Below are 23,464 nucleotides of genomic sequence, written 5' to 3' on the forward strand. Positions count from 1 at the left end.
GAGACACGTGACCATCCGGGTAGGCGTTAACGGCTTCGGCCGCATCGGACGCAACTTCTTCCGCGCGCTGGATGCGCAGAAGGCCGAGGGCAAGAACACCGACATCGAGATCGTCGCGGTCAACGATCTCACCGACAACGCCTCGCTGGCGCACCTGCTGAAATTCGACTCCATCCTGGGCCGGCTGCCGTACGAGGTCGGTCTCGAAGGCGACGACACCATCGTCGTCGGCGACACCAAGATCAAGGCCCTGGAGGTCAAGGAGGGCCCGGCGGCGCTGCCGTGGGGTGACCTCGGCGTCGACGTCGTGGTCGAGTCGACCGGCATCTTCACCAAGGCCGAGAAGGCCAAGGGGCACCTCGACGCGGGCGCCAAGAAGGTCATCATCTCCGCGCCGGCCACCGACGAGGACATCACCATCGTGATGGGTGTCAACGACGACAAGTACGACGGCAGCCAGAACATCATCTCCAACGCCTCGTGCACCACCAACTGCCTCGGCCCGTTCGCCAAGGTGCTGCACGACGAGTTCGGCATCGTCCAGGGCCTGATGACCACCGTGCACGCCTACACCCAGGACCAGAACCTGCAGGACGGTCCGCACAAGGACCTGCGCCGCGCCCGCGCCGCCGCACTGAACATCGTGCCCACCTCCACCGGCGCCGCCAAGGCCATCGGACTGGTGCTGCCGGAGTTGAAGGGCAAGCTCGACGGCTATGCGCTGCGGGTGCCGATCCCCACCGGTTCGTGCACGGATCTGACGGTGGAGCTGGCGAAGAAGGCCACCGCGGACGAGATCAACGCCGCGATGAAGGCCGCCGCCGAGGGGCCGATGAAGGGCATCCTGAAGTACTACGACGCCCCGATCGTCTCCAGCGACATCGTCACCGACCCGCACAGCTCGATCTTCGATGCCGGCCTGACCAAGGTGATCGACAACCAGGCCAAGGCCGTGTCCTGGTACGACAACGAGTGGGGTTACTCCAACCGGCTCGTCGACCTGGTCGGCCTCGTCGGCAAGTCGCTGTAGGCGGCCGGGTCATGGGTGTCAAGACCCTCGATGACCTGCTCGCCGAGGGGGTTGAGGGTCGGGGCGTGCTGGTGCGCTCCGACTTCAACGTTCCGCTCGACGAGAACCGCACCATCACCGACCCGGGCCGCATCATCGCCTCGGTGCCGACGCTGAAGGCGCTGTCCGACGCCGGTGCCAAGGTGGTGGTGACCGCACACCTGGGCCGGCCCAAGGGTGCTCCGGACCCCAAGTTCTCGCTGGCGCCGGTCGCCCGGGACCTGGGGGAGCGGCTGGGCCGCCACGTCCAACTGGCCGGCGACGTGGTCGGGTCCGACGCGCTGGCCCGTGCCGAGGGTCTCACCGACGGCGACATCCTGATGCTGGAGAACATCCGCTTCGACCCGCGCGAGACCAGCAAGGATGAGGCCGAGCGTCAGGCACTGGCCAGGGCCCTGGTGGAGCTGGTCGGCGGGCCAGGATCGGGGGCGGCCTTCGTCTCCGACGGTTTCGGGGTGGTGCACCGCAAACAGGCCTCGGTCTATGACGTCGCCCAACTGCTGCCGAACTACGCCGGAACCTTGGTGGCCGCCGAGGTCAAGGTGCTCGAGCAGCTGACCGAATCCACCCAACGGCCCTACGCCGTGGTGCTCGGCGGATCGAAGGTCTCCGACAAACTGGCCGTCATCGAGAACCTGGCGACCAAGGCCGACAGCCTGGTCATCGGTGGTGGTATGTGTTTCACATTCCTTGCCGCACAGGGGCTTTCAGTCGGGTCCTCGCTGTGCCAGGAGGAGATGATCGAGACGTGTAAGAAACTGCTCGACGACTACGGCGATGTGATCCACCTCCCGGTGGACGTCGTGGTGGCACCGAAGTTCGCCGCCGACGCGCCGGCCCAGACGGTGCCCGCCGACCGGATCCCCGCGGACCAGATGGGCCTGGACATCGGCCCGGAGTCGGTGAAGCGGTTCACCGCACTGCTGTCCAACGCCAAGACCGTCTTCTGGAACGGACCGATGGGCGTCTTCGAGTTCCCGGCCTTCGCGGCCGGGACGAAGGGGGTCGCCGAGGCCATCATCGGCGCCACCGCCAAGGGGGCGTTCAGCGTGGTGGGTGGCGGCGATTCGGCCGCCGCGGTGCGCCAGCTCGGGCTCGACGAAGACGGTTTCAGCCACATCTCCACCGGTGGCGGCGCATCCCTGGAATACCTGGAGGGCAAGACACTGCCCGGCATCGACGTCCTGGAGTCTGAGAACAATGGCACGTAAGCCGCTCATCGCGGGTAACTGGAAGATGAACCTCAACCACTTCGAGGCCATCGCTCTGGTGCAGAAGATCGCCTTCTCCCTGCCCGACAAGTACTTCGACAAGGTCGACGTCACCGTCATCCCGCCGTTCACCGACCTGCGTAGCGTGCAGACCCTGGTCGACGGTGACAAGCTGCGGCTGACCTACGGTGCCCAGGACCTCTCCCAGCACGATTCGGGCGCCTACACCGGCGACGTCAGCGGGGCGTTCCTGGCCAAACTGGGCTGCACCTATGTCGTCGTCGGGCATTCCGAGCGGCGCACCTACCACCACGAGGACGACGCCCTGGTGGCCGCCAAGGCCGCCGCGGCGCTCAAGCACGAGCTCATCCCGATCGTCTGCATCGGGGAGGGCCTCGACGTGCGCGAGGCAGGCCAGCACGTCGACTACAACGTCGCGCAGCTGCGGGGCTCGTTGGCGGGGCTGTCCGCCGAACAGATCGCCACGGTGGTCATCGCCTACGAACCGGTCTGGGCCATCGGCACCGGCCGGGTGGCCAGCGCCGCCGACGCCCAGGAGGTGTGCGCGGCGATTCGCGCCGAACTCGCGGAATTGGCCTCCCCGGCGGTGGCCGACGCGGTACGCGTGCTCTACGGCGGCTCGGTCAACGCCAAGAACGTCGGCGAGATCGTCGGCCAGGACGACGTCGACGGCGCGCTGGTCGGCGGAGCCTCCCTCGACGGTGAGCAGTTCGCGATGCTCTCGGCCATCGCCGCGGGCGGACCCCTGCCCTGAGAGCCGGCCGGGGTCTTCTGGCCGAGCACGGCCGGGGTCTTCTGGCCGAGCACGGCCGGGGTCTTCTGGCCGAGCACGGCCGGGGTCTTCTGGCCGAGCACGGCCGGGGCGGTGCACCGCCACACCGGGCCCACCAGGTACCCTGACGACTATGGAGTTGGCCCTCGAGATCATCCTGGTGGTCACCAGCGTGCTGGTGGTGCTGCTGGTGCTGCTGCACCGTGCCAAGGGTGGTGGGCTCTCGTCGCTGTTCGGCGGCGGTGTCCAGTCCAGCCTGTCGGGGTCCACGGTGGTCGAGAAGAACCTCGACCGGCTGACCCTGTTCGTCACGGGCATCTGGCTGGTCTCCATCATCGGGATGGGCCTGCAGATCAAGTACGGCGCCTGACGCCGGACACGCAGCCTTCGGCCTCCTTCGGCCTCGAGTCTCTGAGATGGGCGGGCCGGCGGATCCCCGACAGCCACCGGGCCAGTTTCTGGCTTTCAGCGCCCACTACTGCCCGCTGGCGCTGATGCTGGCGCTGACGCCGCCCACGGTGGCGGTCAACGGCCATCCGGTCGCGACCAACGGATGGGGCCGCACCCTGATTCCGGTGTGGCCGGGCGCCACACACGTGCACGTACACGTGCCCTACCTGTTGCCGCCGCGCATCGGCCCGGCCGACTGCACCGTGGCGATCGCCCCCGGCCAGACCGTGGCGCTCGAATACCGGGCGCCGCTGTGGTCGTTCGGCCGCGGCAGCCTGGGGCCACCGCCACAGCCCTACAACGGTGCCCGCGTGGCGGTGGGGCTGTTGGTGGCCGCCCTGGTGATCCTGGCGATCGGGCTGGCGGTCGTTCTGGTCAGTAGCTGATCCGCTGCCTGATCCCTGGGCTGATCCCTGGGCTGATCCGTGGTCTGATCGTGCGGGTTGATCGTGGGGTTGATCGGCGGCCGAGGGGACACCCACCGGGGACGCTGCCCTCCGTGGCGCCGCGGGCACCGGCGCGGTCGACCTCGCCCTGCAGCCTCAATCCGGCTCGCCGATACTTGGTGGATGCCTGATGTCCAAGACGTGACGCTGGAACCCATCGGCGCTGTACAGCGCACCCAGGTCGGCCGGGAGGCCACCGAGCCGATGCGTGAGGACATCAGGCTGCTGGGGGCCATCCTGGGCGAGACGGTGCGCGACCAGAACGGCGAGGAGATCTTCGAACTGGTCGAGAAGGCCCGGGTGGAGTCCTTTCGGGTCCGCCGCTCCGAGATCGACCGCACGGAGCTGGCCCAACTCTTCGACGGCATCGACGTCAAGAGGGCCATCCCGGTGATCCGCGCCTTCACCAACTTCGCGCTGCTGGCCAACGTGGCCGAGGACATCCACCGCGAACGTCGCCGCGCCATCCACCTGGCCGCCGGGGATCCACCGCAGAACAGCAGCCTGGAGGCCACCTACCTCAAACTCGACGCCGCCGACGTCGACGCCGCCACCGTCGCCGAGTCGCTGCGCGGCGCGCTCATCGCACCCGTGATCACCGCACATCCCACCGAGACCCGGCGTCGCACGGTGTTCGACACCCAGCACCGCATCACCCAGTTGATGCGCCTGCGGGCCCGGGGTCACGAACACACCGACGACGGGGCCAGCATCGAGGTCGAGCTTCGCAGGCAGATCCTGACCCTGTGGCAGACGGCGCTGATCCGGCTGTCGAGGCTGAAGATCCAGGACGAGATCGAGACCGGGTTGCGCTACTACCCGTCGGCGTTCTTCGAGGTCATCCCGCAGGTCAACGCCGAGGTTCGGGACGCCCTGCGGGCCCGCTGGCCGGACGCCGGGCTGCTGGAGGCCCCCATCCTGCGTCCCGGGTCCTGGATCGGCGGCGATCGCGACGGCAACCCCAATGTCACCGCGGACGTGGTCCGGCTGGCCACCGGAAGCGCCGCCTATACCGCGTTCGCGCACTACTTCTCCGAGCTCACCGCCCTGGAGGAGGAACTGTCGATGTCGGTGCGGCTGGTACACATCAGCGACGGCCTGACATCGCTGGCCGACGTGCTCGACGAACCGGCGCGTGCCGACGAGCCCTACCGCCGGGCGTTGCGGGTGGTTCACGCCCGGCTGACGGCGACCGCGGCCCAGATCCTCGACCGCCAGCCCGAGCACGAACTCGATCTGGGGCTGACCCGCTACGACTCCCCGGAGGAGATGCTCGGCGACCTCGATACGGTGGACGCCTCGCTGCGGGCCAACGGCAGCACGCTGCTGGCCGACGATCGGCTGGCCCGGCTGCGCGAGGCGGTCCGGGTCTTCGGGTTCCATCTCAGCGGTCTGGACATGCGGCAGAACTCCGAGGTGCACGAGCAGGTCGTGGCCGAGCTGCTGGCCTGGGCCGGGGTGCATGCCGACTACGCGGCGTTGCCCGAGGACGAGCGGGTGACCCTGCTGGCCGCCGAGCTGGCCACCCGCCGACCCCTGACCACCGCGGACGCCGACCTGTCGGAGCTGGCCCGCAAGGAGCTCGACATCGTCAAGGCCGGGGCGCGCGCGGTGCAGACCTACGGACCGCTGGCCGTCCCGAACTACATCATCTCGATGTGCGAGTCCGTCTCCGACATGCTGGAGGCGGCGATCCTGCTCAAGGAGGCCGGCCTGCTCGATGCCTCCGCGGAGCAACCGTACGCCCCGGTGGGCATCGTCCCGCTGTTCGAGACCATCGACGACCTGCAACGCGGGTCGGCGATCATGGAAGCCGTCCTGAACCTCCCGCTGTACCGGGCCCTGGTCCACGCCCGCGGCGAGAGCCAGGAGATCATGCTCGGCTACTCTGACTCGAACAAGGACGGCGGCTACCTGGCGGCCAACTGGGCGCTGTATCGCGCCGAACTGGATCTGGTCGACATGGCCGACAAGACCGGCATCCGGCTGCGGCTCTTCCATGGGCGCGGCGGGACGGTCGGCCGCGGCGGCGGCCCCAGCTACGACGCCATCCTGGCGCAGCCGCCCGGCGCGGTCAGAGGCTCCCTCCGGTTGACCGAACAGGGCGAGATCATCGCCGCCAAGTACGCCGAGCCCCGCATCGCGCACCGGAACCTGGAGACCCTGGTCGCGGCCACCCTGGAATCGACACTGCTCGACGTGGAGGGCCTCGGGGAGGCCGCCGAACCCGCCTACGCCGTCCTGGACGACCTGGCCGCCCGTGCGCAGCGCGCCTATGCCGATCTGGTTCACGAAACACCGGGCTTCGTCGAGTACTTCAAGGCGTCGACGCCGGTCAGCGAGATCGGCGCCCTCAACATCGGCAGCCGTCCCACCTCGCGCAAGCCGACCACCTCGATCGCCGATCTGCGCGCGATCCCGTGGGTGCTGGCCTGGAGCCAGTCGCGGGTCATGCTGCCCGGCTGGTACGGCACCGGAGCGGCGTTCGAGTCCTACATCGCCGAAGGGGCCGAGGCGGGGGAGGACCGGCTCGCCGTGCTGCGCGACCTGTACCGGCGCTGGCCGTTCTTCGCCACCGTGCTGTCGAACATGGCCCAGGTGTTGGCCAAGTCCGACATGGGTCTGGCGGCGCGGTATTCCGAGCTGGTCGACGACGAGGCGCTGCGGAGCCGGGTGTTCGACAAGATCGTCGACGAGCACGAGCGGACCATCGCCATGCATCGGCTGATCACCGGGCACGACGACCTGCTCGCCGACAACCCGGCGCTGGCCCGGTCGGTCTTCAACCGGTTCCCCTACCTGGAGCCGCTGAACCATCTCCAGATCGAACTGCTGCGGCGTTACCGCGCCGGTGACGAGGACGAACTGGTCCAGCGGGGGATCCTGCTGACGATGAGCGGTCTGGCCACCGCACTGCGGAACAGCGGCTGAGCTGCGCCGCGGGCACCGGACGTCGCTACACTCCTGGTGCTATGGGGCGTCGGTGTCATGGGGGGTGTCATGGGTCGTAGAGGATGGCGCGGCGCACCGCCGGCCGATGACACCGAGGCGCGCCGACGCGTCGTCGAGGCGGCCATCGCCGCCGTCGAGCGGCGCGGCCCGCGGCACACCACGCTCTCCGACGTGGCGTCCGAGTTGGGGGTCACCCGACCCACGATCTATCGGCACTTCGCCACCACCGAGGAACTGCTCGACGCCGCGGCGGAGACCGCCCTGGGCGGATGGACCGCACGGATCGGCGCGCTGACCGCGGAGATCACCGACCCGACCGAGCTGCTCGTCGAAGCGGTCGCGTATCTGGTGGAGGCGCTGCCGCACGAGCCGCTGCTGTCGTTGCTGCTCGACACCGAGCGCGGCCGCCTGGTCAGCCGGCGGATGGTGCTGCCCGACGCCATAGCGCGCTCACGAATCATGTTGGAGCACACAGCGGTCGACTGGCCCGCGCTGGGCTTCCGCGGCCAGGCGATGAACGATCTGGTGGAGTATCTGCTGCGCATGATCCAGTCGATGGTGATCGCGCCACCGGATCCGCCGCGCAGCCCCGAGTCGTTGCGGGGCTATCTGCGCCGCTGGATCGGGCCGGTGCTCGCGGCCGCGCAGGACCCGATGGGCGCGCGCAGCCTCAGCTGACGGTACGCGGCGCCCGGTCGGCGGGCACCACGGCGGTGCTGGGCTGTTCCGGCAGCTCGTCGGCGTGAAACCACCGGAAGGACATCAGTCCCTCGGGACGATCCTTGGTGGAGATCGCATTCGGATGGTCGAGCAGAGTGCGGCTGACCACGATGGTCACCGTCCCGTCGCTGTTGGGGACCGCGGTGCCCGAGTTGAGGCCGGCGCGGCCGTACTCGACGTCCAACGCGGCCATGTACTGGTTCCACAGGGTCAGGTTCCAGAACCGGGCCTTGGGGTGGCGCGACGTGATCACCAGAGCCTCACCGGGTTCCAGGGAGAAACCGCCGAGGCAGTAGCACGCGTCCTGCATCGAGTAGCCGTGCGTGGCGCCACCGGCGCGGTAGGGCGGGGCCAGGGTGTTGGTGGTCAGTGACTGGCCGTCGGCCAGTTCGACGGGCCGGCGTTCCATCAGGATCAGCGGGATCAGCGCGTACATGTCCTGGGCGAACCGCAGTGCCGCGCGCAACGACTTCGCCACGTCGGCATCGGATTTGGCGGGAACCACCGGCAGGCCTGCGTGGTCGGTCACCTCGATGTCCCACTGCACCCGCCGCTCGGACTCCGGGTGCGCGTGATAGTCGCGGGTGACGATCCCGCGCGCGTCGGGGGACAGCTCGATGAACGGGCCGTCGTAGCCGTCGGGCCGCTGCGGGCCGAGCACGCAGGAGAACCCGCCGTCGGCGTCGAGTGGCATGTCGGTGTCGTAGAGCAGTCCGACCGTACGGTTGGGCCACGCGCCCGGCTCCGGCTCGTTGTAGACGGTCAGCGAGTACATGCTGCTGTCGTTGGGCACGCCGCTGACGCGATAGGTGCGGCGCGGGTCCACCACCGCGTAGCTGTAGTAGCAGTCGGTGTTGTCACCGCCCCACCGGCGGTCGGGCCGAAACGGTGTCAGGTTGTCGATGAACCGCGGCGCCACCGGATCGGCGAAGAAATGCATGTCCAGCGACAGCGCCAGCATGGTCGCCAGGTTCTGGTAGCCCTCCGAGACGGCGACCTCGCCGCGCACCGCCTTGGGGCCCGAGAGGAAGTTGTCGTCGAATTCGGCAAAGGCGCAGAGCAGTTCGCGCCAGGCGGCCGCGCTTTCCGGAGTGGACATGCGCCGATCATAGGCAGCGCTGAACATACAGCACAACAACCCTTGTAAAAACTGTAATGCCGGCGTACCGTCCAGCCACGTGACCAACGCCGCTCCCGAGGTTGTCCACATCACCGATCTGGCCCGGCCCACCTTCACCCCGGAAGCGCAGGCCATCATCGACGGCATGGCGGCCATGGCCGACTACTGTCCCCTGACCGTCGAGGCGCTGCACGAGCAGGCCGCCGCGCAGACCGGGCTCGACGATTTCGGTGACCAGGACTATCGGGAACGAATGGCCGTGCTGCTGCAGGCATTTGACGGACTCCCGCACTTCACGGCGTTCGGCCGGACCTACGCCTTCTCGCTGATGCTGACCTTCCTGAAGGGGCGGCTTCGGGTGATCGACCACCTCAAGCGCCACCCCGAGATCTTCGACGTGGAGGTCAGCGCGCCGCTGGTCATCGCGGGCCTGCCGCGGACCGGGACTACTCACCTGCACAGCCTGCTCGCCGCCGACCCGGCGCTGCGGTCGTTGCCGTACTGGGAGGCGCAGGAACCGCTCCCGGAACCGGGCGAGGAAGGGACCATCGAGCCGCGTCGCCGGCGCACCGGCGATGCCCTGGCGATCTCCAACACGTTGATGCCCTACTTCGGTCTGATGCACGAGATGACGATCGACCACATTCACGAGGACATCGGTCTGATGGTGCAGGACTTCGCCAGCGGGTTCTTCACCACCCTGACCCACCTGCCGCGGTGGTCGGACTATCTGGCCACCCACGACCAGACCCCCGGGTACCAGTTCCTGCGGATGATGCTGCAGGTCCTCCAGCACCAGGACGGCCGCGACCGGCGCTGGGTGCTCAAGTCGCCGCAGCACCTGGAGCAGTTCGTGCCCCTGCTCAACGTGTTTCCCGATGCGACGTTCATCGTCACCCATCGCGATCCGGTCGACGTCTCGGTGTCGATGGCCACGATGATGACCTACACCATGCGGATGAGCGTCGATCGGGTCGATGTGCCCACCGTGGCCAACTATTGGATCACCCGGATCGACGAGATGCTCACCGCGTGTATGCGTGATCACCATCTGTTGCCGCCCGAGCGCACCATTGACGTGCGGTTCGACGCCTTCATGGCCGACGACCTCGCGATGATCGAACGCGTCTGGGACATCGCCGGCTACCGGCCGGGGGAGGAGTCGCGGCGCGCGGTGGCCGACTACCTGGCCGGACACCAGCGTGGCCGCCTCGGTCGCGTCGACTATCGCGCCGAGGATCTCGGCCTGGACAGGGATGAGCTGCGGAAGCGCTTCGCCCCGTATGTCGCGCGGTTCGTCGACCGTCCCTGACGGGGCGAGCCGCCAGGGCCTCGGTTCCCGCCCACCCTCGGCGCATCGAGTGTGCGTGCAGATCGACGGAATCTCGTCTACGGCGGTCCCCGCGCACGCTCGGTGCGTTGGCGTCGGTGCCTGCTGCGGGCGGTGGCGAAAGTCGTGGGGGATGAAGTGGGGATGTAGTGGGCAAGGTTTCGGTCGGGGTGTCCCGTCGCGCCTGCATCGAGTGTGCGTGCAGATCGGCGGAATCTCGTCTACGGCGGTCCCCGCGCACGCTCGGTGAGCGCGGGACGGCACGGCGATCTCGCCCAGCTACCCGTTCCGGGCGGGCCCGGTCAGTGACGGCCTCGCGCTCAGATCCCGGTGCGGCTGCGCACCGCGTTGACTACCCCCCGTACCGCGTTCTCGGTGGCCGACAGCGGCGCCACCGCGGTCTCGGCCACCCCCACCATGCGTTCCACGCGGTCGACGATGCCCTCCAGCCGGTCCACCACCGCCACCAGTCGGGGCGCCAGCTCATCGATGCGGCTGATCGTCGCGTTGAAGCGTTCCAGCGTGTCGTCCAGGTTGTCGGTGGAGCTGTTCAGGTCGAGCAGCGTCTCACTGAGCCCGGTGAGCAGGGTGTCCACCTGCTCGACGGTGACGTCGGCGTTCAGCGCCGCCTGCGCCAGTGTCCTGAGGCGCTGCCCCCCGGTCCGTCCTCCGGCACGTCCCGCGGGCCGTCCCTGAACCTCGCCTTTGTCTGCCATGACGCCATTATGGCCCGCGGCGCTTCCCGATCGCCGCGGCCGTGCACGGGGCGGCGCTCAGAGCTTGGCGGCCGCCTCCACGTCGAGCAGCCAGACCGTGCGGACCGTACCGACGGCCCCGGCGGCGGGGATCTCGACCGGCTCGGCGCCGCCGACCGCGGCGGCCACGGCGTCGGCCTTGCCCGCCCCGGCCACCACCAGCCACACCTCGCGGGAACGCTGCACGGCCGGCAGCGTCAGGGTGATCCGGCGCGGCGGCGGCTTCGGCGAGTCCTCCACACCGACGACCAGGCGCGTCTTCTCCCGCACCGCGGCGGTGTGCGGGAACAGCGAGTTGACGTGACCCTCGGGGCCCATCCCGAGCAGGTGCACGTCGAAATCCGGGGCGGGTGCGCCATCGGTCCCGTAGCGGGCGAGCGTCTGCTCGTAGGCCGCGCCGGCGGCGGCGAGGTCGTCGCCGAACTCGCCTCCCAGGGCGGCCATCGGATGGACGTTCGCAGCGGGGATGTCGATGTGGTCCAGCAGCGCCTCACGGGCCTGCTTGTCGTTGCGTTCGTCGTCGTCCGCTGCGACGAAACGTTCGTCGCCCCAGAACAGATGGACCGCCGACCAGTCGATGGAGCCGCCGTACGCACCGACGTGGCGCAGCAGGCCGATACCGGTGCCGCCCCCGGTCAACACGATGCAGGCGCGGCCCCGCTCGGCGATCGCGGATCCGATGGCGTCGATCAGCCGGTCACCCGCGGCGGCCACCAGTTCGTCCGTGCCGGCATAGGTTTCGACCACGGTGGTGCTCACGCGTAGGTCACCTTTTCGATGCCTCGCAGGGCCTCCAGGTAGATCTCGTCGGCGTCGAGCCGGCGCAGGTCCTCGGCCAGGCAGTCGCGCGTCTCCCGGCGGGCCAACGGCAGCAGGGCGTCGGGTTTGGCGGTACGGGTCAGCGTGGCGGTCACGCCGGTCTGGGGCCGGGACAGCGTGATGGTCTCCGAGTCGCGGACGAGCTCGACCTTCAGGTCGCCGACGATGCGGGTCACCGTCCCGTCGATGCGGCTGGCCAGCCACCCGGCCAGGATGTCCAGTGAGGGTTCGGACTGCAGCCCGGAGACCACCGCCGACCTGATCGGTTCGTGCGGTGTCTGCTCGACCGCCGAGGTCAGCAGGGCGCGCCAGTAGGTGATCCGGCTCCACGCCAGATCGGTGTCGCCGGGGCTGTAGCCCTGCAGCCGGCTCTTGATCGCCTCCAGGGGGACCAGTCCGTTGGTGGCGTCGGTGATACGGCGAATGGCCAACCTGCCCAGGGGGTCGTCGGCGGGGTTGTCAGGCGCGATGTCGGGCCACCACGCGACGACGGGAGTGTCGGGCAGCAGGAACGGCACCACGACGCTGCTGGCGTGCCCGGCCAGCGGACCCGACAGCCGCAGCACCACCACCTCGCCGGCGCCGGCGTCGTGGCCGAGCCGGATCTGGGCGTCGAGCCGCGCCTGGCTGGTCAGCCGGTCACCGGGAATGACCACGATCACCCGGCAGGGATGCTCGCGGCTGGCGAAGTTGGCCGCCGCGATCGAGTCCTCCAGCACCGCTTCGGTATCGGGGGCAATGACCAGGGTGAGGACCCGGCCCATCGTCACCGCGCCACCCTCCTCGCGCAGCTCGACGAGCTTCTTGTTGATGACGTCGGTGGTGGTGTCGGGCAGATCGATGATCATGGGTGCCGGCTCCTCGAGTGCGGGTCCGTCGAGTGTGGGTGTGTCGACATCGGCTCGCCGGTCACGGCCGCCGCCAGTCCCGTCCGGAGCGCTGCAGCATCTCGAAGGCGGACTGCGGCCCCCAGCTTCCGGACTCGTACGGGTCGGGCTTGCCGTGTTCGGCCCAGTGTTCGAGGGCCGGATCGAGGATCTTCCACGACAGTTCGACCTCCTCGTTGACCGGGAACAGCGACGGTTCGCCCAGCAGGACATCCAGGATCAGGCGTTCGTAGGCCTCGGGGGAGTCCTCGGCGAACGCCGAGCCGTAGGAGAAGTCCATGTTGACGTCACGGACCTCCATCTTGTTGCCCGGCACCTTCGACCCGAACCGCAACGTGATGCCCTCGTCCGGCTGCACCCGGATCACCAGGGCGTTCTGTCCGAGTTCGTCGGTCATGCTGGCGTCGAACGGCAGGTGCGGAGCCCGCTTGAACAGCAGGGCGATCTCGGTGACCCGGCGGCCCAGCCGTTTGCCGGTGCGCAGGTAGAACGGCACCCCGGCCCAGCGCCGGGTGTCGACGTCCAAGGTGATGGCCGCGAACGTCTCGGTGGTGGAGGTCTTGGAGAAGCCCTCCTCATCGAGCAGACCCACCACCTTCTCGCTGCCCTGCCAGCCCGCCGTGTACTGACCGCGGGAGGTGGTCTCCTCCAGCGGGCCGGCCAGCCGCGTCGCCGAGAGCACCTTGATCTTCTCCGCCTGCAGTTCGGCGGGGCTGAAACTGACCGGCTCCTCCATGGCCGTGAGCGCCAGCAGCTGCAACAGGTGGTTCTGGATGACGTCGCGCGCCGCACCGATTCCGTCGTAATAGCCTGCGCGGCCGCCCAGTCCGATGTCCTCGGCCATGGTGATCTGAACGCTGTCGACGTAGTGGGCGTTCCAGATCGGCTCGAACATCTCGTTGGCGAACCGCAGGGCCAGGATGTTCTGCACCGTCTCCTTGCCCAGGTAGTGGTCGATGCGGAACACCGAGGACTCCGGAAACACGCTGTTGACCACCGAGTTCAGTGCTTCCGCGCTCTCCAGGTCGTGGCCGAAGGGCTTCTCGATGACCACCCGGCTCCAGCAGCCCTCCTGGGTCTCGGCGAGCCCGGACTTCGAGAGCTGCTCACACACCACGGGGAACGCGCCGGGCGGAATCGACAGGTAGAACGCATGATTGCCGCCGGTGCCCCGTTCGGCGTCGAGTTTGCGCAACGTCTCGGCGAGGCGCGCGAAGGCGGCGTCGTCGTCGAAGGTGCCCTGAACGAAGCGGAACCCCTCGGCCAGGCGGTCCCACACCTCCTGGCGGAAGGGGGTGCGGGCGTGTTTCTTCACCGCGTCGTAGACGATCTGGCCGAAGTCCTCGTCGGCCCAGTCGCGGCGGGCGAAGCCGATCAGCGCGAAGCTCGGGGGAAGCAGTCCCCGGTTTGCCAGGTCGTAGATGGCGGGCATCAGCTTCTTGCGGGCCAGGTCGCCGGTCACCCCGAAGATGACGACGGCGCACGGACCGGCGATGCGGGGCATGCGCTTGTCGCGCTTGTCCCGCAACGGGTTCTGCCACACGGCCGGGGTGTTTCCGCTGTTCATGCGGCGGGCTTCACTTCTGGCTCTCGAGCTGCTGCGCGGTGGCCTCGAGCAGTTCCTGCCAGGACTTCTCGAATTTCTCGACGCCCTCGTCCTCGAGCAGTCTGAACACGTCGGGCAGGTCGATGCCCACCGCGGCGAGGTTGTCGAACACCTGCTGGGCGGCCTCGCCGGTGCCGGTGATGGTGTCCCCGGTGATCACCGCGTGGTCGGCGACGGCCTCCAGGGTCTTTTCGGGCATCGTGTTGACCGTGTGGGGTGCCACCAGTTCGGTGACGTACATGGTGTCGGCATAGTCGGGGTTCTTCACCCCGGTCGAGGCCCACAGCGGGCGCTGCACCCGCGCCCCGTGGGCGGCGAGAGCCGCGAAACGCCCACCGCTGACGAAGACCTCCTCGTAGGCGGCGTAGGCCAGCCGCGCGTTGGCCACCCCGGCCAGCCCGCGCAGCTCCAGCGCCGCCTCCGACCCGATGGCCTCGAGACGCTTGTCGATCTCAGTGTCCACCCGGGAGACGAAGAACGAGGCCACCGAATGGATCCGCGACAGATCGTGGCCGGCCTCCTTGGCCTTCTCCAGGCCGGTCAGGTAGGCGTCCATGACCGCCTTGTGCCGCTCGACGGAGAAGATCAGGGTCACGTTGACCGAGATCCCCTCGGCGATGGCCGCGGTGATCGCCGGCAGCCCGGCCAGCGTGGCCGGGATCTTGATCAGCAGGTTGGGCCGATCCACGATCTTCCACAACTCGACGGCCTGCAGGATGGTCTTGTCGGTGTCGTGGGCCAGGCGGGGATCGACCTCGATGGACACCCGCCCGTCGACACCGTCGGTGGCCTCGCTGACCTTGGCCAGCACGTCGCAGGCGTTGCGTACGTCGTCGGTGGTCACGGTGCGGATGGTGGCGTCCACGTCGGCGCCACGTTGGGCGAGCTCCTTGACCTGGGCGTCATAGGCGTCGCCCTTGGACAGGGCCGCCTGGAAGATCGACGGGTTGGTCGTCACCCCGACCACCGATCGGGTGTCGATGAGCTGCTGCAGATTGCCGGTCTGCAACCGCTCACGGGACAGGTCGTCGAGCCACACGGAGACGCCGGCGGCACTCAGCGCCGCCAGATTCGCATTCTGAGTCATGTGCTGCCTTCTCTCGGCTGATTGTGTGATGGGGTCCTACCGGATTCAGTTGTCCAGCGTCCGTTCGGCGGCGGCGACGACGGCTTCGGGGGTGAACCCGAACTCACGGAACAGGGTCTTGTCGTCGGCGGATTCGCCGTAGTGCTCGATCGAGATGATCTCGCCGGTGTCGCCGACCAGCTTGTGCCAGGGCATGGCGATACCCGCCTCGACGGCCACCCGCGCCGACACACCGGGGGGAAGGACCGAGTCGCGGTACTCCTGTGGCTGGCTCTCAAACCACTCCACGCACGGCATCGACACGACGTAGGCGTTGATGTCCTTGTCGGCCAGCTGCTTTCGTGCCTCCACCGCGAGCTGCAGTTCGGAGCCCGTGGCGATGATGATGACGTCGGCGTCGTCGGCCGGGTTGCCGCCGCCCAGGACGTAGCCGCCCCTGGCGACGCCGTCGGCGCTGGTGCCCTCCAGGACCGGGATGCCCTGGCGGGTGAGGATGAAACCGACCGGGCCGCTGCCGTTTCCGCGGGCGAGGATGCTGCGCCAGGCGTACGCGGTCTCGTTCGGGTCACCCGGACGCACCACCGACAGCCGGGGGATCGCCCGCAACGCAGCCAGGTGTTCGATCGGCTGATGGGTGGGGCCGTCCTCGCCGAGCCCGATCGAGTCGTGCGTCCAGATGTAGATGGTGTCGATGTCCATCAGCGACGCCAGGCGTACGGCGGGCCGCATGTAGTCGGAGAACTGCAGGAACGTCCCGCCGAAGGCCCGGGTGGGGCCGTGCAGCACGATGCCGGACAGGATCGATCCCATCGCGTGCTCGCGGATCCCGAAGTGCAGCACCCGGCCGTACCAGTCGGCGCTGAAGTCCGTCGTCGAGATCGACGGGGGACCGAACGACTTCACCCCCTTGATGGTGGTGTTGTTGCTGCCGGCCAGGTCCGCCGAGCCGCCCCACAGTTCGGGCAGTTTCGGCGCGACATCGTTGAGCACCTGGCCGAACGCGGCGCGGGTGGCCATCGGCTTGGAACCCGGCTCCCACGTCGTGATGTCGGCGTCCCAGCCCTCGGGCAGCTCCTGCGCCAGCAGGCGGTCCAGCAGCTCCTTGCGCTGGGGTTCGCGGGCCGCCCACGCCTCGAAGTCCTGCTGCCAGGCCTCGTGGGCCTCCTTCCCGCGGGCCACCAGCCCCCGGGTGTGGGTGATGACGTCCTCGCTCACCTCGAAGGTCTTGTCCGGGTCGAAACCCAGCACCTTCTTGGTGGCGGCCACCTCGTCGGCCCCCAGCGCGGACCCGTGTACGCCGCCGGTGTTCATCTTGGTGGGCGCCGGATAGCCGATGATCGTGCGCAGCGCAATGAACGACGGCTTGTCGGTGACCTTCTTGGCCTCGGCGATGGCCGCCTCGATACCGGCGACGTTCTCGCCGCCCTCGACCTCCTGGACGTGCCAGCCGTAAGCGCGGTAGCGAGCCGCGACGTCCTCGGACAACGCGATGTTGGTGTCGTGCTCGATGGAGATGTGGTTGCGGTCGTAGAAGACGATCAGGTTGCCCAGCTGCTGGGTGCCCGCCAGCGAGGACGCCTCGCTGGTGACGCCCTCCTCGATGTCGCCGTCGGAGGCGATGACGTAGATGTAGTGGTCGAAGGGGCTCTCCCCGGGCGCGGCGTCGGGGTCGAACAGGCCGCGCTCGTAGCGGGACGCCATCGCCATGCCCACCGCCGAGGCCAGGCCCTGCCCGAGCGGGCCCGTGGTGATCTCGACGCCCTTGGTGTGCCGGAACTCCGGGTGGCCCGGGGTCTTGGATCCCCACGTCCGCAGCGACTCCAGGTCGGAGAGCTCCAGACCGAAGCCGCCGAGATAGAGCTGGATGTAGAGGGTCAAGCTGGAATGCCCGCAGGAGAGCACGAACCGGTCGCGGCCCAGCCAGTGGGTGTCGCTGGGGTCGTGGCGCATCTGCCGCTGGAACAGGGTGTAGGCCAGCGGGGCCAGACTCATCGCGGTGCCCGGGTGGCCGTTGCCCACCTTCTGCACGGCGTCGGCGGCCAGTACCCGCGCGGTGTCGACGGCCCGGGAATCGATGTCGGTCCAATCCTCGGGGTGATGCGGGTCGGTCAGCGTCGCGATTTCTTCGGCTGTGGTCACAAGCTCACTCCTCGATGGACGTCAGGATGGGCCGCTGGGCTCAACCCTAGTGCGCGGTGGTGTCGGGCTGCAGGTGCAGTGGGCACTAACCGGCATTCCCGGTCGGGGTGCCCCGCAAAAGCATGGCCGACCGGCATCATCTCGGGTTCAGATGACCCTGAGCTAACACCCGGGTGGCGGGTCGGTCTACCATCGTCTGTAGTAGAAGCTGCGAGGCCGTCGCGACCATCGCAATCACTAGGAGTCAACTGCGTTGAGTATTCGCGAGGGCCAGCTGCACGAGGGGACGCCCAATCGAATACGTGCCACCTTCCTGGCGTATCTGGGGCTGACCAAACCGCGGGTCATCGAGCTGCTGCTCGTCACCACGATTCCGGCCATGCTGCTGGCGCACCGCGGAATGGTCGACCCGCTGCTGATCGTCAACACCCTGTTCGGTGGAATGCTCGCCGCCGCCGGCGCCAACACGCTCAACTGCGTGGCCGACGCCGACATCGACAAGGTCATGAAGCGCACGGCGCGCCGGCCGCTGGCCCGGGCCAGCGTTCCGCGCAGCCATGCGCTGGTGTTCGGCCTGGCGCTGTCGGTCGGTGCCTTCTTCTGGCTGTGGTGGACCACCAACCTACTGTCGGCGCATCTCGCCGGCGCGACCATTGCGTTCTACGTGTTCGTCTACACCCTGCTGCTCAAACGCAGGACGTCGCAGAACGTGGTGTGGGGCGGGGCCGCCGGCTGCATGCCGGTGATGATCGGCTGGTCGGCGGTCACCGGCACCATCGCCTGGCCCGCCCTGGTGATGTTCGGGATCATCTTCTTCTGGACGCCGCCGCACACCTGGGCCCTGGCCATGCGCTACAAGGAGGACTACAAGGCGGCGGGGGTGCCGATGCTGCCGGTGGTGGCCACCGAGAAGCAGGTCACCCGCCAGATCGTGATCTACACCTGGCTGACGGTGCTGGCCACGCTGGCGCTGGCCCCGGCCGCGGGGTGGCTCTACGCGTCGGTGGCGCTGCTGGCGGGGGTGTGGTTCCTCGCGATGGCCCATCAGCTCTACGCCGGGGTGCGCCGCGGCGAATCGGTCAAACCGCTGCGGCTGTTCCTGCAGTCGAACAACTACCTGGCCGTGGTGTTCTGTGCGCTGGCCGTCGACTCCGCGCTGGCGCTGCCGACCATCTTCGCCTGATCACACCGGCGCACACCGGCGCCGCCGCCGCGCCGGTCTAGGGCACCAGCACGATCGAGCCCACCGTCTTGCGGCCCTGCAGGTCGCGGTGGGCGCGCTCGGCGTCGCGCAGCGGGTAGCGCTCGCTGACGGTGATGGTCAGCGCACCCGAGGCGATCGCATCCATCAGCTCGCCGGCCCGCCAGGCGAACTCGTCGGGGGAGCGGGTGAAGTCGCCCAGCTTGGGCCGGGTCAGAAACACGGAGCCGGCGGTGTTGAGCCGTTGCGGGTCCACCGGCGGGACCGGACCGCTGGCGGCACCGAACAGCGCCAGCGTGCCGCGCACGGCCAGGCTGGCCAGGCTGGCGTCGAACGTGGTCTTGCCGACGCCGTCGTAGACGGCGGCGACACCGCGCTCCTCGGTGAGCACCCGGATCTTGGCGGCGAAGTTCTCCGCGCCCTCCGGGGTCTGTTCGGGGTAGCCGAGCACCTCGACGGCGCCGGCCTCGCGGGAGAGCTCGGCCTTCTCCCGGGTGGAGGCGGTGGTGATCACCTTGGTGCCGATACTGGTGGCCCACTGGGTCAACACCAGTCCGACCCCGCCGGCGCCGGCGTGCACCAGGATGGTGTCCGAGGACTGGATCTCATACACCGACTTGATCAGGTAGTGGGCCGTCATCCCCTTCAACAGGGCCGAGGCGATGGCATCGGAGGCCACCCCGTCGGGCACGTAGGCGACGTAGTCGGCCGGGGCCACGCAGTACTCGGCGTAGGCGGCGTCGGCGTTGGCGGTGACCACCCGGTCGCCGACGGTCAGCGCCGCCACGTCCTCGCCGACGGCGGCGACGGTCCCGCACACCTCGGTGCCGACGACGAAGGGCACCGGTCGCGGGTAGAGCCCGGAGCGGAAATAGGTGTCGATGAAGTTGACGCCGATCGCCTCCGCCTTGATCAGGACTTCACCCCGGCCCGGGGTGGGCTGGGGCTTCTCGACGTACGTCAGGACCTCGGGACCACCGGTTTCGGTGACTTCGACTGCGTGCATGGTGACTATCATCCTTCAGCGTGAAGCCGCCCGTGAAGCTGGCACGCCCCGACGTGTTCCACCCCCGGATCGTTCTGGCGGGCTGCCCGCGACTGGTCACCGGTGACGGCGACGACGACGGCTTGGTCGCCGCGTTGCGCCACCGCGGTCTGCATGCGCGGTGGCTGTCCTGGGATGATCCCCAGACCCTGCGCAGCGATCTGGTCATCCTCCGTGCCACCTGGGACTACATCGAGCGGCTCGAGGAGTTCCTGGCGTGGACCAGGCGGGTGCCGCATCTGCTCAACGGTCCCGAGGTGGTGGCCTGGAACACCGACAAGGCGTATCTGCTGGACCTGGCCGCCGCCGGGGTGCCGGTCATCGAGAGCGAGTTCTTCGCGCCGGGGCAGCCGGTGCACCTGCCGGCCGGCGAGGTGGTGGTCAAGCCGGCCGTCGGTGCGGGATCGGTCGGGGCGCAGCGCTTCGCCGATCACTGCGCCGCACGCGACCACGCCGCGACCCTGCAGGAGGCGGGGTCGACGGTGCTGGTGCAGCCCTACGACCCGCGGGTGGGCCAGGGGGAGACGGCCCTGGTGTTCCTGGGCGGGCGGCAGTCGCACGCCTTCACCAAGGGGCCGATCCTGCTCGCGCCCGGCGAGCGGCCGGCCTTCGACGAGTCGGGCACCTACGCCCGGGAGTCGCTGGCGCCGGCCGATCCGGATTTCGAACTGTGGGACCTCGGCCACGCCGCCCTGGGGGCCGCGGCGGCCCGACTCGGCGTCCCGGTGACCGATTTCCTGTATGCGCGGGTGGACGTGCTCGGCGATCGCCACGACCCGCTGCTGCTGGAGCTGGAGCTGGTGGAACCGTCACTGGGCTGGCGACAGCTCGGCGAGTCGGCCCGCGCCGACGCCGAACGTCGGTTCGCGTTGGGCGTCGAGTCAGCGCTGCAGCGCCTCGGCCTGGGCCCGTTGTCGCATCGACGCCCATAGCGCCGCGGTGGCCGCCGTACATGCCGCCGCGCCGGCCACGTGCACGGCCACGAGCGCGGCGGGAACCCCGGTGAAGAACTGGACCGCACCGACACCGGCCTGGGCGCACACCAGCACCACCAGCACCACCAGCCGGGTCAGGACGGCCCTGGAGGCATGGGCGGCCACCAGCGCGAACCCGAGTCCGACCAGCAATGCCAGGTAGGCCACCAGCAGCGACGAGTGGGTGTGCACCAGCGTGGTGATCTCGATCTGCAGGCGCGCCACCGGGCGCTCGAGGCTCTTGTCGCCGGCGTGCGGACCCGCGGCGGTCACCAGGGTGCCCGTCACCAGCACGGCGGCCAGCGTCAGTGCGCTGAGCGCGGTCAGGCCGCGCAACGCCGGCGGCACCAGCAGCCGGGGTACGCCGTCATCGGGTTCGCCGACCTTGACGTAGAGCAGGGTCGCCAGCCACACCATGGTCATCGAGGCCAGCAGGTGCACGGCGACGGTCCACCACAGCAGCCCGGTCAGCACGGTGATCCCACCGATGACGGCCTGCACCACCGTCGAGGCGGGCATCAGCCATGCGTAGACGAGGACCTCGCGGCGGCGGCGGGCCCGGGTGACCGCCAGCACCGCGGCGATCGCGGTGAGCACCACGGCGAAGGTGATCAACCGGTTGCCGAACTCGACGGCCTGATGGATGCGCGGCACCTCGGCGTGTGCGATCGGGGTGAAGCTGCCGGGGAAGCACTGCGGCCAGGTGGGACAACCCAGCCCGGATGCGGTGACCCGGACGACGGCGCCGGTGACGGCGATGCCGCCCTGGGTCAGCACCACCAGCGCGGCGATGACCCGTTGCGCCCGCAGGCTGGGGTCGGGCAGCAGGTCTACCAGCCGTCGAAAGATCACGGCCCAAGCGTATGCGAACGCAAACTACAGCCTGTAGTAAGCCCGGTGTAAGCCCACCTCCGGTGGCTGACACCGATGCCCACCTCCGGTGGCTGACACCGATGCCCACCTCCGGTGGCCGGCACCGATGCCCACCTCCGGTGGCCGGCACCGATGCCCACCTCCGGTGGCCGGCACCGATGCCCACCTCCGGTGGCCGGCACCGATGCCCACCTCCGGTGGCCGGCATCGATGCCCACCTCCGGTGGGCGACACCGACGCTCAGCTGAACCGGAACCACTTCAGCGCGCACAGGGCCGCGATCCCGCCCCACACCGCCAGCACGGCCAGACCGAACCAGTCCACCGACAGCGTCATCGCCTGTGAGAGCGCCTCGGTCAGCGCGCCCGAGGGCGTCAGGCGCGCCACCCAGCTGACCGCGGCGGGCACCACGCTGCTTTCCTGGGTCTCCAGCGTCAGGGCACCCAGCCCGGCGAAGACGAACCACAACAGGTTGGCGACGGCGAGCACGATCTCGGCGCGCAGCGTTCCACCCAGAAGCAGTCCCAGCGCGGCGAAGCCCGCGGTTCCCAGGGCGATGATCACCGCACCGAGCAGCAGGCCCAGCAGAGGGGGCCGCCACCCCAGCCCGAGGCCGATCGCGCCGATCAGCAGCGACTGCAGGAACACCACGGCGACGACGGCCAGCGATTTGCCGGCGATGATGCCCCACACCGGCAGGGCGGTGGCGCCGAGGCGTTTGAGGGCTCCGTAGCGGCGGTCGAAGGCCACCGCAATGGCCTGTCCGGTGAACGCGGTGGAGATCACCGCCAGCGCCATGATGGCCGGTACGAAGGTGGCGGCGCGGTTCGTGCCGAAGGAGCCCAGCGGCAGCAGAGTCAGGCCGACCAGCAGGGTGATCGGGATGAACATGGTCAGCAGCAGCTGCTCACCGTTGCGCAGCAGCAGCTTGAGCTCCAGGCCGAACTGGGCGGCCAGCATCCTGGGCACCGGGCTGGGCCGCGGGTCGGGGCTGAAGGTCCCCGGGGGGAACAGGGGTTCGCTCATGGAGACCTCCGGGTTCTGGCCGCCGACACTCATCGCAGCTTCCTGCCCGTCAGGTCCAGGAAGACATCCTCGAGGCTGCGTTGCTCGACGCGCATGTCGGTGGCCAGCACGTTGAGCCGGGCGCACCAGGCGGTGACGGTCGCGAGTACCTGCGGATCGATCTGGCCCTCGACGAGGTAGTCGCCCGGATTGACCTCGGCGGCGCGATAGTTCTCGGGCAGTGCCGCCGCCAGCAGCGACAGGTCCAGTCGGCGCGGCGCGCTGAACCTCAGCTGGCCCTCGGCGCCGCTGCTCATCAACTCGGCCGGAGTGCCGGTGGCCACCGCCGAACCGTGATCGATGATGACGATCCGGTCGGCCAGTTCCTCGGCCTCCTGCAGCTGGTGGGTGGTCAGGACCACCGTCACGCCGTCGCGGCGCAGGCCGTCGATGAGCTCCCACACCACCAGCCGGGCGTGGGCGTCCATGCCCGCGGTGGGTTCGTCGAGGAACACCAGTTCCGGGCGTCCGACCAGGGCGCACGCCAATGCCAGCCGCTGCTGCTGGCCGCCGGAGAGCCGCCGGTAGGTGGTGCGGGCGACCTCGCTGAGTCCCAGGGTGTCCAGCAGCCAGCGCGGGTCCAGGGGGCGGGCGGAGTAGGCGGCGACCAGGTCGAGCATTTCGCCGGCACGGGCGGCCGGGTAGGCACCCCCACCCTGCAGCATGACGCCGATCCTGGGGCGCAGGCGTGCATTGTCGGCGACCGGATCCAGGCCCAGCACCTCGATGGATCCCGCGTCGGGACGCAGGAAGCCCTCACACATCTCCACGGTGGTGGTCTTGCCCGCGCCGTTGGGCCCGAGCAGCGCCAGTACCTCGGCGGTCCGGACGTCCAGATCCAGGTCCGACACCGCCGTCGTCGCCCCGTAGTGTTTGCTGACGCCGCGCAGCCGCAACGGGGCGGGCCCGGCGGGCACGGTCG

The 23,464-nt window shown here is 69.3% G+C and carries 21 protein-coding genes; 10 read left to right on the forward strand and 11 right to left on the reverse strand.

Features of this window, described 5'->3' with window-relative positions; all coding sequences use genetic code 11:
• Positions 1-7: 7 nt before the first annotated feature.
• The 7 genes from gap to CSR00_RS09855 all read left to right on the forward strand — a co-directional run bounded on the left by gap (position 8) and on the right by CSR00_RS09855 (position 7,599).
• Positions 8-1,030 (forward strand): type I glyceraldehyde-3-phosphate dehydrogenase, encoded by a 1,023-nt coding sequence (gene gap, locus CSR00_RS09825; RefSeq protein WP_099022209.1) that lies wholly within the window; start codon positions 8-10, stop codon positions 1,028-1,030.
• An 11-nt stretch (positions 1,031-1,041) separates the two neighbouring features.
• Positions 1,042-2,280, forward strand: a complete 1,239-nt coding sequence (locus tag CSR00_RS09830) for a phosphoglycerate kinase (RefSeq protein ID WP_099022210.1) — start codon at positions 1,042-1,044, stop codon at positions 2,278-2,280.
• Entirely contained in the window at positions 2,270-3,055 is a 786-nt protein-coding gene (tpiA, locus tag CSR00_RS09835; protein WP_099022211.1) for a triose-phosphate isomerase, read from the forward strand. Before CSR00_RS09830 ends, tpiA begins: the two co-directional genes overlap by 11 nt.
• A gap of 151 nt (positions 3,056-3,206) precedes the next feature.
• Positions 3,207-3,443: a preprotein translocase subunit SecG gene (secG, locus tag CSR00_RS09840; protein ID WP_099022212.1), complete on the forward strand. Its 237-nt coding sequence runs from the start codon at positions 3,207-3,209 to the stop codon at positions 3,441-3,443.
• 46 nt (positions 3,444-3,489) lie between these two features.
• Positions 3,490-3,909, forward strand: a complete 420-nt coding sequence (locus tag CSR00_RS09845) for a hypothetical protein (protein WP_245905927.1) — start codon at positions 3,490-3,492, stop codon at positions 3,907-3,909.
• A gap of 183 nt (positions 3,910-4,092) precedes the next feature.
• Positions 4,093-6,900 (forward strand): phosphoenolpyruvate carboxylase, encoded by a 2,808-nt coding sequence (gene ppc / locus CSR00_RS09850; RefSeq protein ID WP_099022213.1) that lies wholly within the window; start codon positions 4,093-4,095, stop codon positions 6,898-6,900.
• Positions 6,901-6,969: 69 nt separating this feature from the next.
• Positions 6,970-7,599, forward strand: a complete 630-nt coding sequence (locus CSR00_RS09855) for a TetR/AcrR family transcriptional regulator (RefSeq protein ID WP_099022214.1) — start codon at positions 6,970-6,972, stop codon at positions 7,597-7,599.
• On the opposite strand, the gene CSR00_RS09860 is transcribed toward CSR00_RS09855, so the two are convergent.
• Complete coding sequence (locus CSR00_RS09860; RefSeq protein WP_099022249.1) at positions 7,592-8,740, reverse strand: DUF1214 domain-containing protein; 1,149 nt, start codon at positions 8,738-8,740, stop codon at positions 7,592-7,594. The genes CSR00_RS09855 and CSR00_RS09860 overlap by 8 nt on opposite strands.
• Before the next feature lie 79 nt (positions 8,741-8,819).
• On the opposite strand from CSR00_RS09860, the gene CSR00_RS09865 reads away from it, so the two are divergent.
• Positions 8,820-10,073: a sulfotransferase family protein gene (locus tag CSR00_RS09865; protein WP_099022215.1), complete on the forward strand. Its 1,254-nt coding sequence runs from the start codon at positions 8,820-8,822 to the stop codon at positions 10,071-10,073.
• Positions 10,074-10,411: 338 nt separating this feature from the next.
• Here CSR00_RS09865 and CSR00_RS09870 read toward each other — a convergent pair whose 3' ends face one another.
• From CSR00_RS09870 to tkt, 6 genes are all read right to left on the reverse strand, one after another.
• Positions 10,412-10,807: an ATPase gene (locus CSR00_RS09870; protein ID WP_099022216.1), complete on the reverse strand. Its 396-nt coding sequence runs from the start codon at positions 10,805-10,807 to the stop codon at positions 10,412-10,414.
• A gap of 57 nt (positions 10,808-10,864) precedes the next feature.
• Positions 10,865-11,605: a 6-phosphogluconolactonase gene (pgl, locus tag CSR00_RS09875; RefSeq protein ID WP_099022217.1), complete on the reverse strand. Its 741-nt coding sequence runs from the start codon at positions 11,603-11,605 to the stop codon at positions 10,865-10,867.
• Entirely contained in the window at positions 11,602-12,513 is a 912-nt protein-coding gene (gene opcA, locus CSR00_RS09880) for a glucose-6-phosphate dehydrogenase assembly protein OpcA (RefSeq protein WP_099022218.1), read from the reverse strand. Before opcA ends, pgl begins: the two co-directional genes overlap by 4 nt.
• Before the next feature lie 61 nt (positions 12,514-12,574).
• Complete coding sequence (zwf, locus tag CSR00_RS09885; protein ID WP_099022219.1) at positions 12,575-14,119, reverse strand: glucose-6-phosphate dehydrogenase; 1,545 nt, start codon at positions 14,117-14,119, stop codon at positions 12,575-12,577.
• 10 nt (positions 14,120-14,129) lie between these two features.
• The gene (tal, locus tag CSR00_RS09890) at positions 14,130-15,245 is read right to left on the reverse strand and encodes a transaldolase (protein ID WP_099022220.1); all 1,116 of its coding nucleotides are present in this window, start codon (positions 15,243-15,245) and stop codon (positions 14,130-14,132) included.
• A gap of 45 nt (positions 15,246-15,290) precedes the next feature.
• Positions 15,291-17,384 carry a transketolase gene (gene tkt / locus CSR00_RS09895; protein ID WP_099022221.1) on the reverse strand — a complete coding sequence of 698 codons (2,094 nt, stop codon included), beginning with the start codon at positions 17,382-17,384 and terminating at the stop codon, positions 15,291-15,293.
• Between the two features lie 253 nt (positions 17,385-17,637).
• Between tkt and CSR00_RS09900 the strand changes: the two genes are divergently transcribed.
• Positions 17,638-18,567 (forward strand): heme o synthase, encoded by a 930-nt coding sequence (locus tag CSR00_RS09900; protein ID WP_099022222.1) that lies wholly within the window; start codon positions 17,638-17,640, stop codon positions 18,565-18,567.
• A 37-nt stretch (positions 18,568-18,604) separates the two neighbouring features.
• On the opposite strand, the gene CSR00_RS09905 is transcribed toward CSR00_RS09900, so the two are convergent.
• On the reverse strand, positions 18,605-19,591 hold the full coding sequence (locus CSR00_RS09905; protein ID WP_099022223.1) for a quinone oxidoreductase family protein: 987 nt from the start codon (positions 19,589-19,591) through the stop codon (positions 18,605-18,607).
• Positions 19,592-19,623: 32 nt separating this feature from the next.
• On the opposite strand from CSR00_RS09905, the gene CSR00_RS09910 reads away from it, so the two are divergent.
• On the forward strand, positions 19,624-20,562 hold the full coding sequence (locus CSR00_RS09910) for an ATP-grasp domain-containing protein (RefSeq protein WP_099022224.1): 939 nt from the start codon (positions 19,624-19,626) through the stop codon (positions 20,560-20,562).
• On the opposite strand, the gene CSR00_RS09915 is transcribed toward CSR00_RS09910, so the two are convergent.
• The 3 genes from CSR00_RS09915 to CSR00_RS09925 form a co-directional block, all read right to left on the reverse strand.
• Positions 20,512-21,456, reverse strand: a complete 945-nt coding sequence (locus CSR00_RS09915; protein WP_099022225.1) for a COX15/CtaA family protein — start codon at positions 21,454-21,456, stop codon at positions 20,512-20,514. The genes CSR00_RS09910 and CSR00_RS09915 overlap by 51 nt on opposite strands.
• 261 nt (positions 21,457-21,717) lie before the next feature.
• Positions 21,718-22,503 (reverse strand): ABC transporter permease, encoded by a 786-nt coding sequence (locus CSR00_RS09920; RefSeq protein WP_099022250.1) that lies wholly within the window; start codon positions 22,501-22,503, stop codon positions 21,718-21,720.
• A 29-nt stretch (positions 22,504-22,532) separates the two neighbouring features.
• On the reverse strand, positions 22,533-23,438 hold the full coding sequence (locus tag CSR00_RS09925) for an ABC transporter ATP-binding protein (RefSeq protein ID WP_099022251.1): 906 nt from the start codon (positions 23,436-23,438) through the stop codon (positions 22,533-22,535).
• Positions 23,439-23,464: the final 26 nt, after the last annotated feature.

The organism is Mycolicibacterium palauense (assembly GCF_002592005.1).
GTDB classification, from domain to species: Bacteria; Actinomycetota; Actinomycetes; order Mycobacteriales; family Mycobacteriaceae; genus Mycobacterium; species Mycobacterium palauense.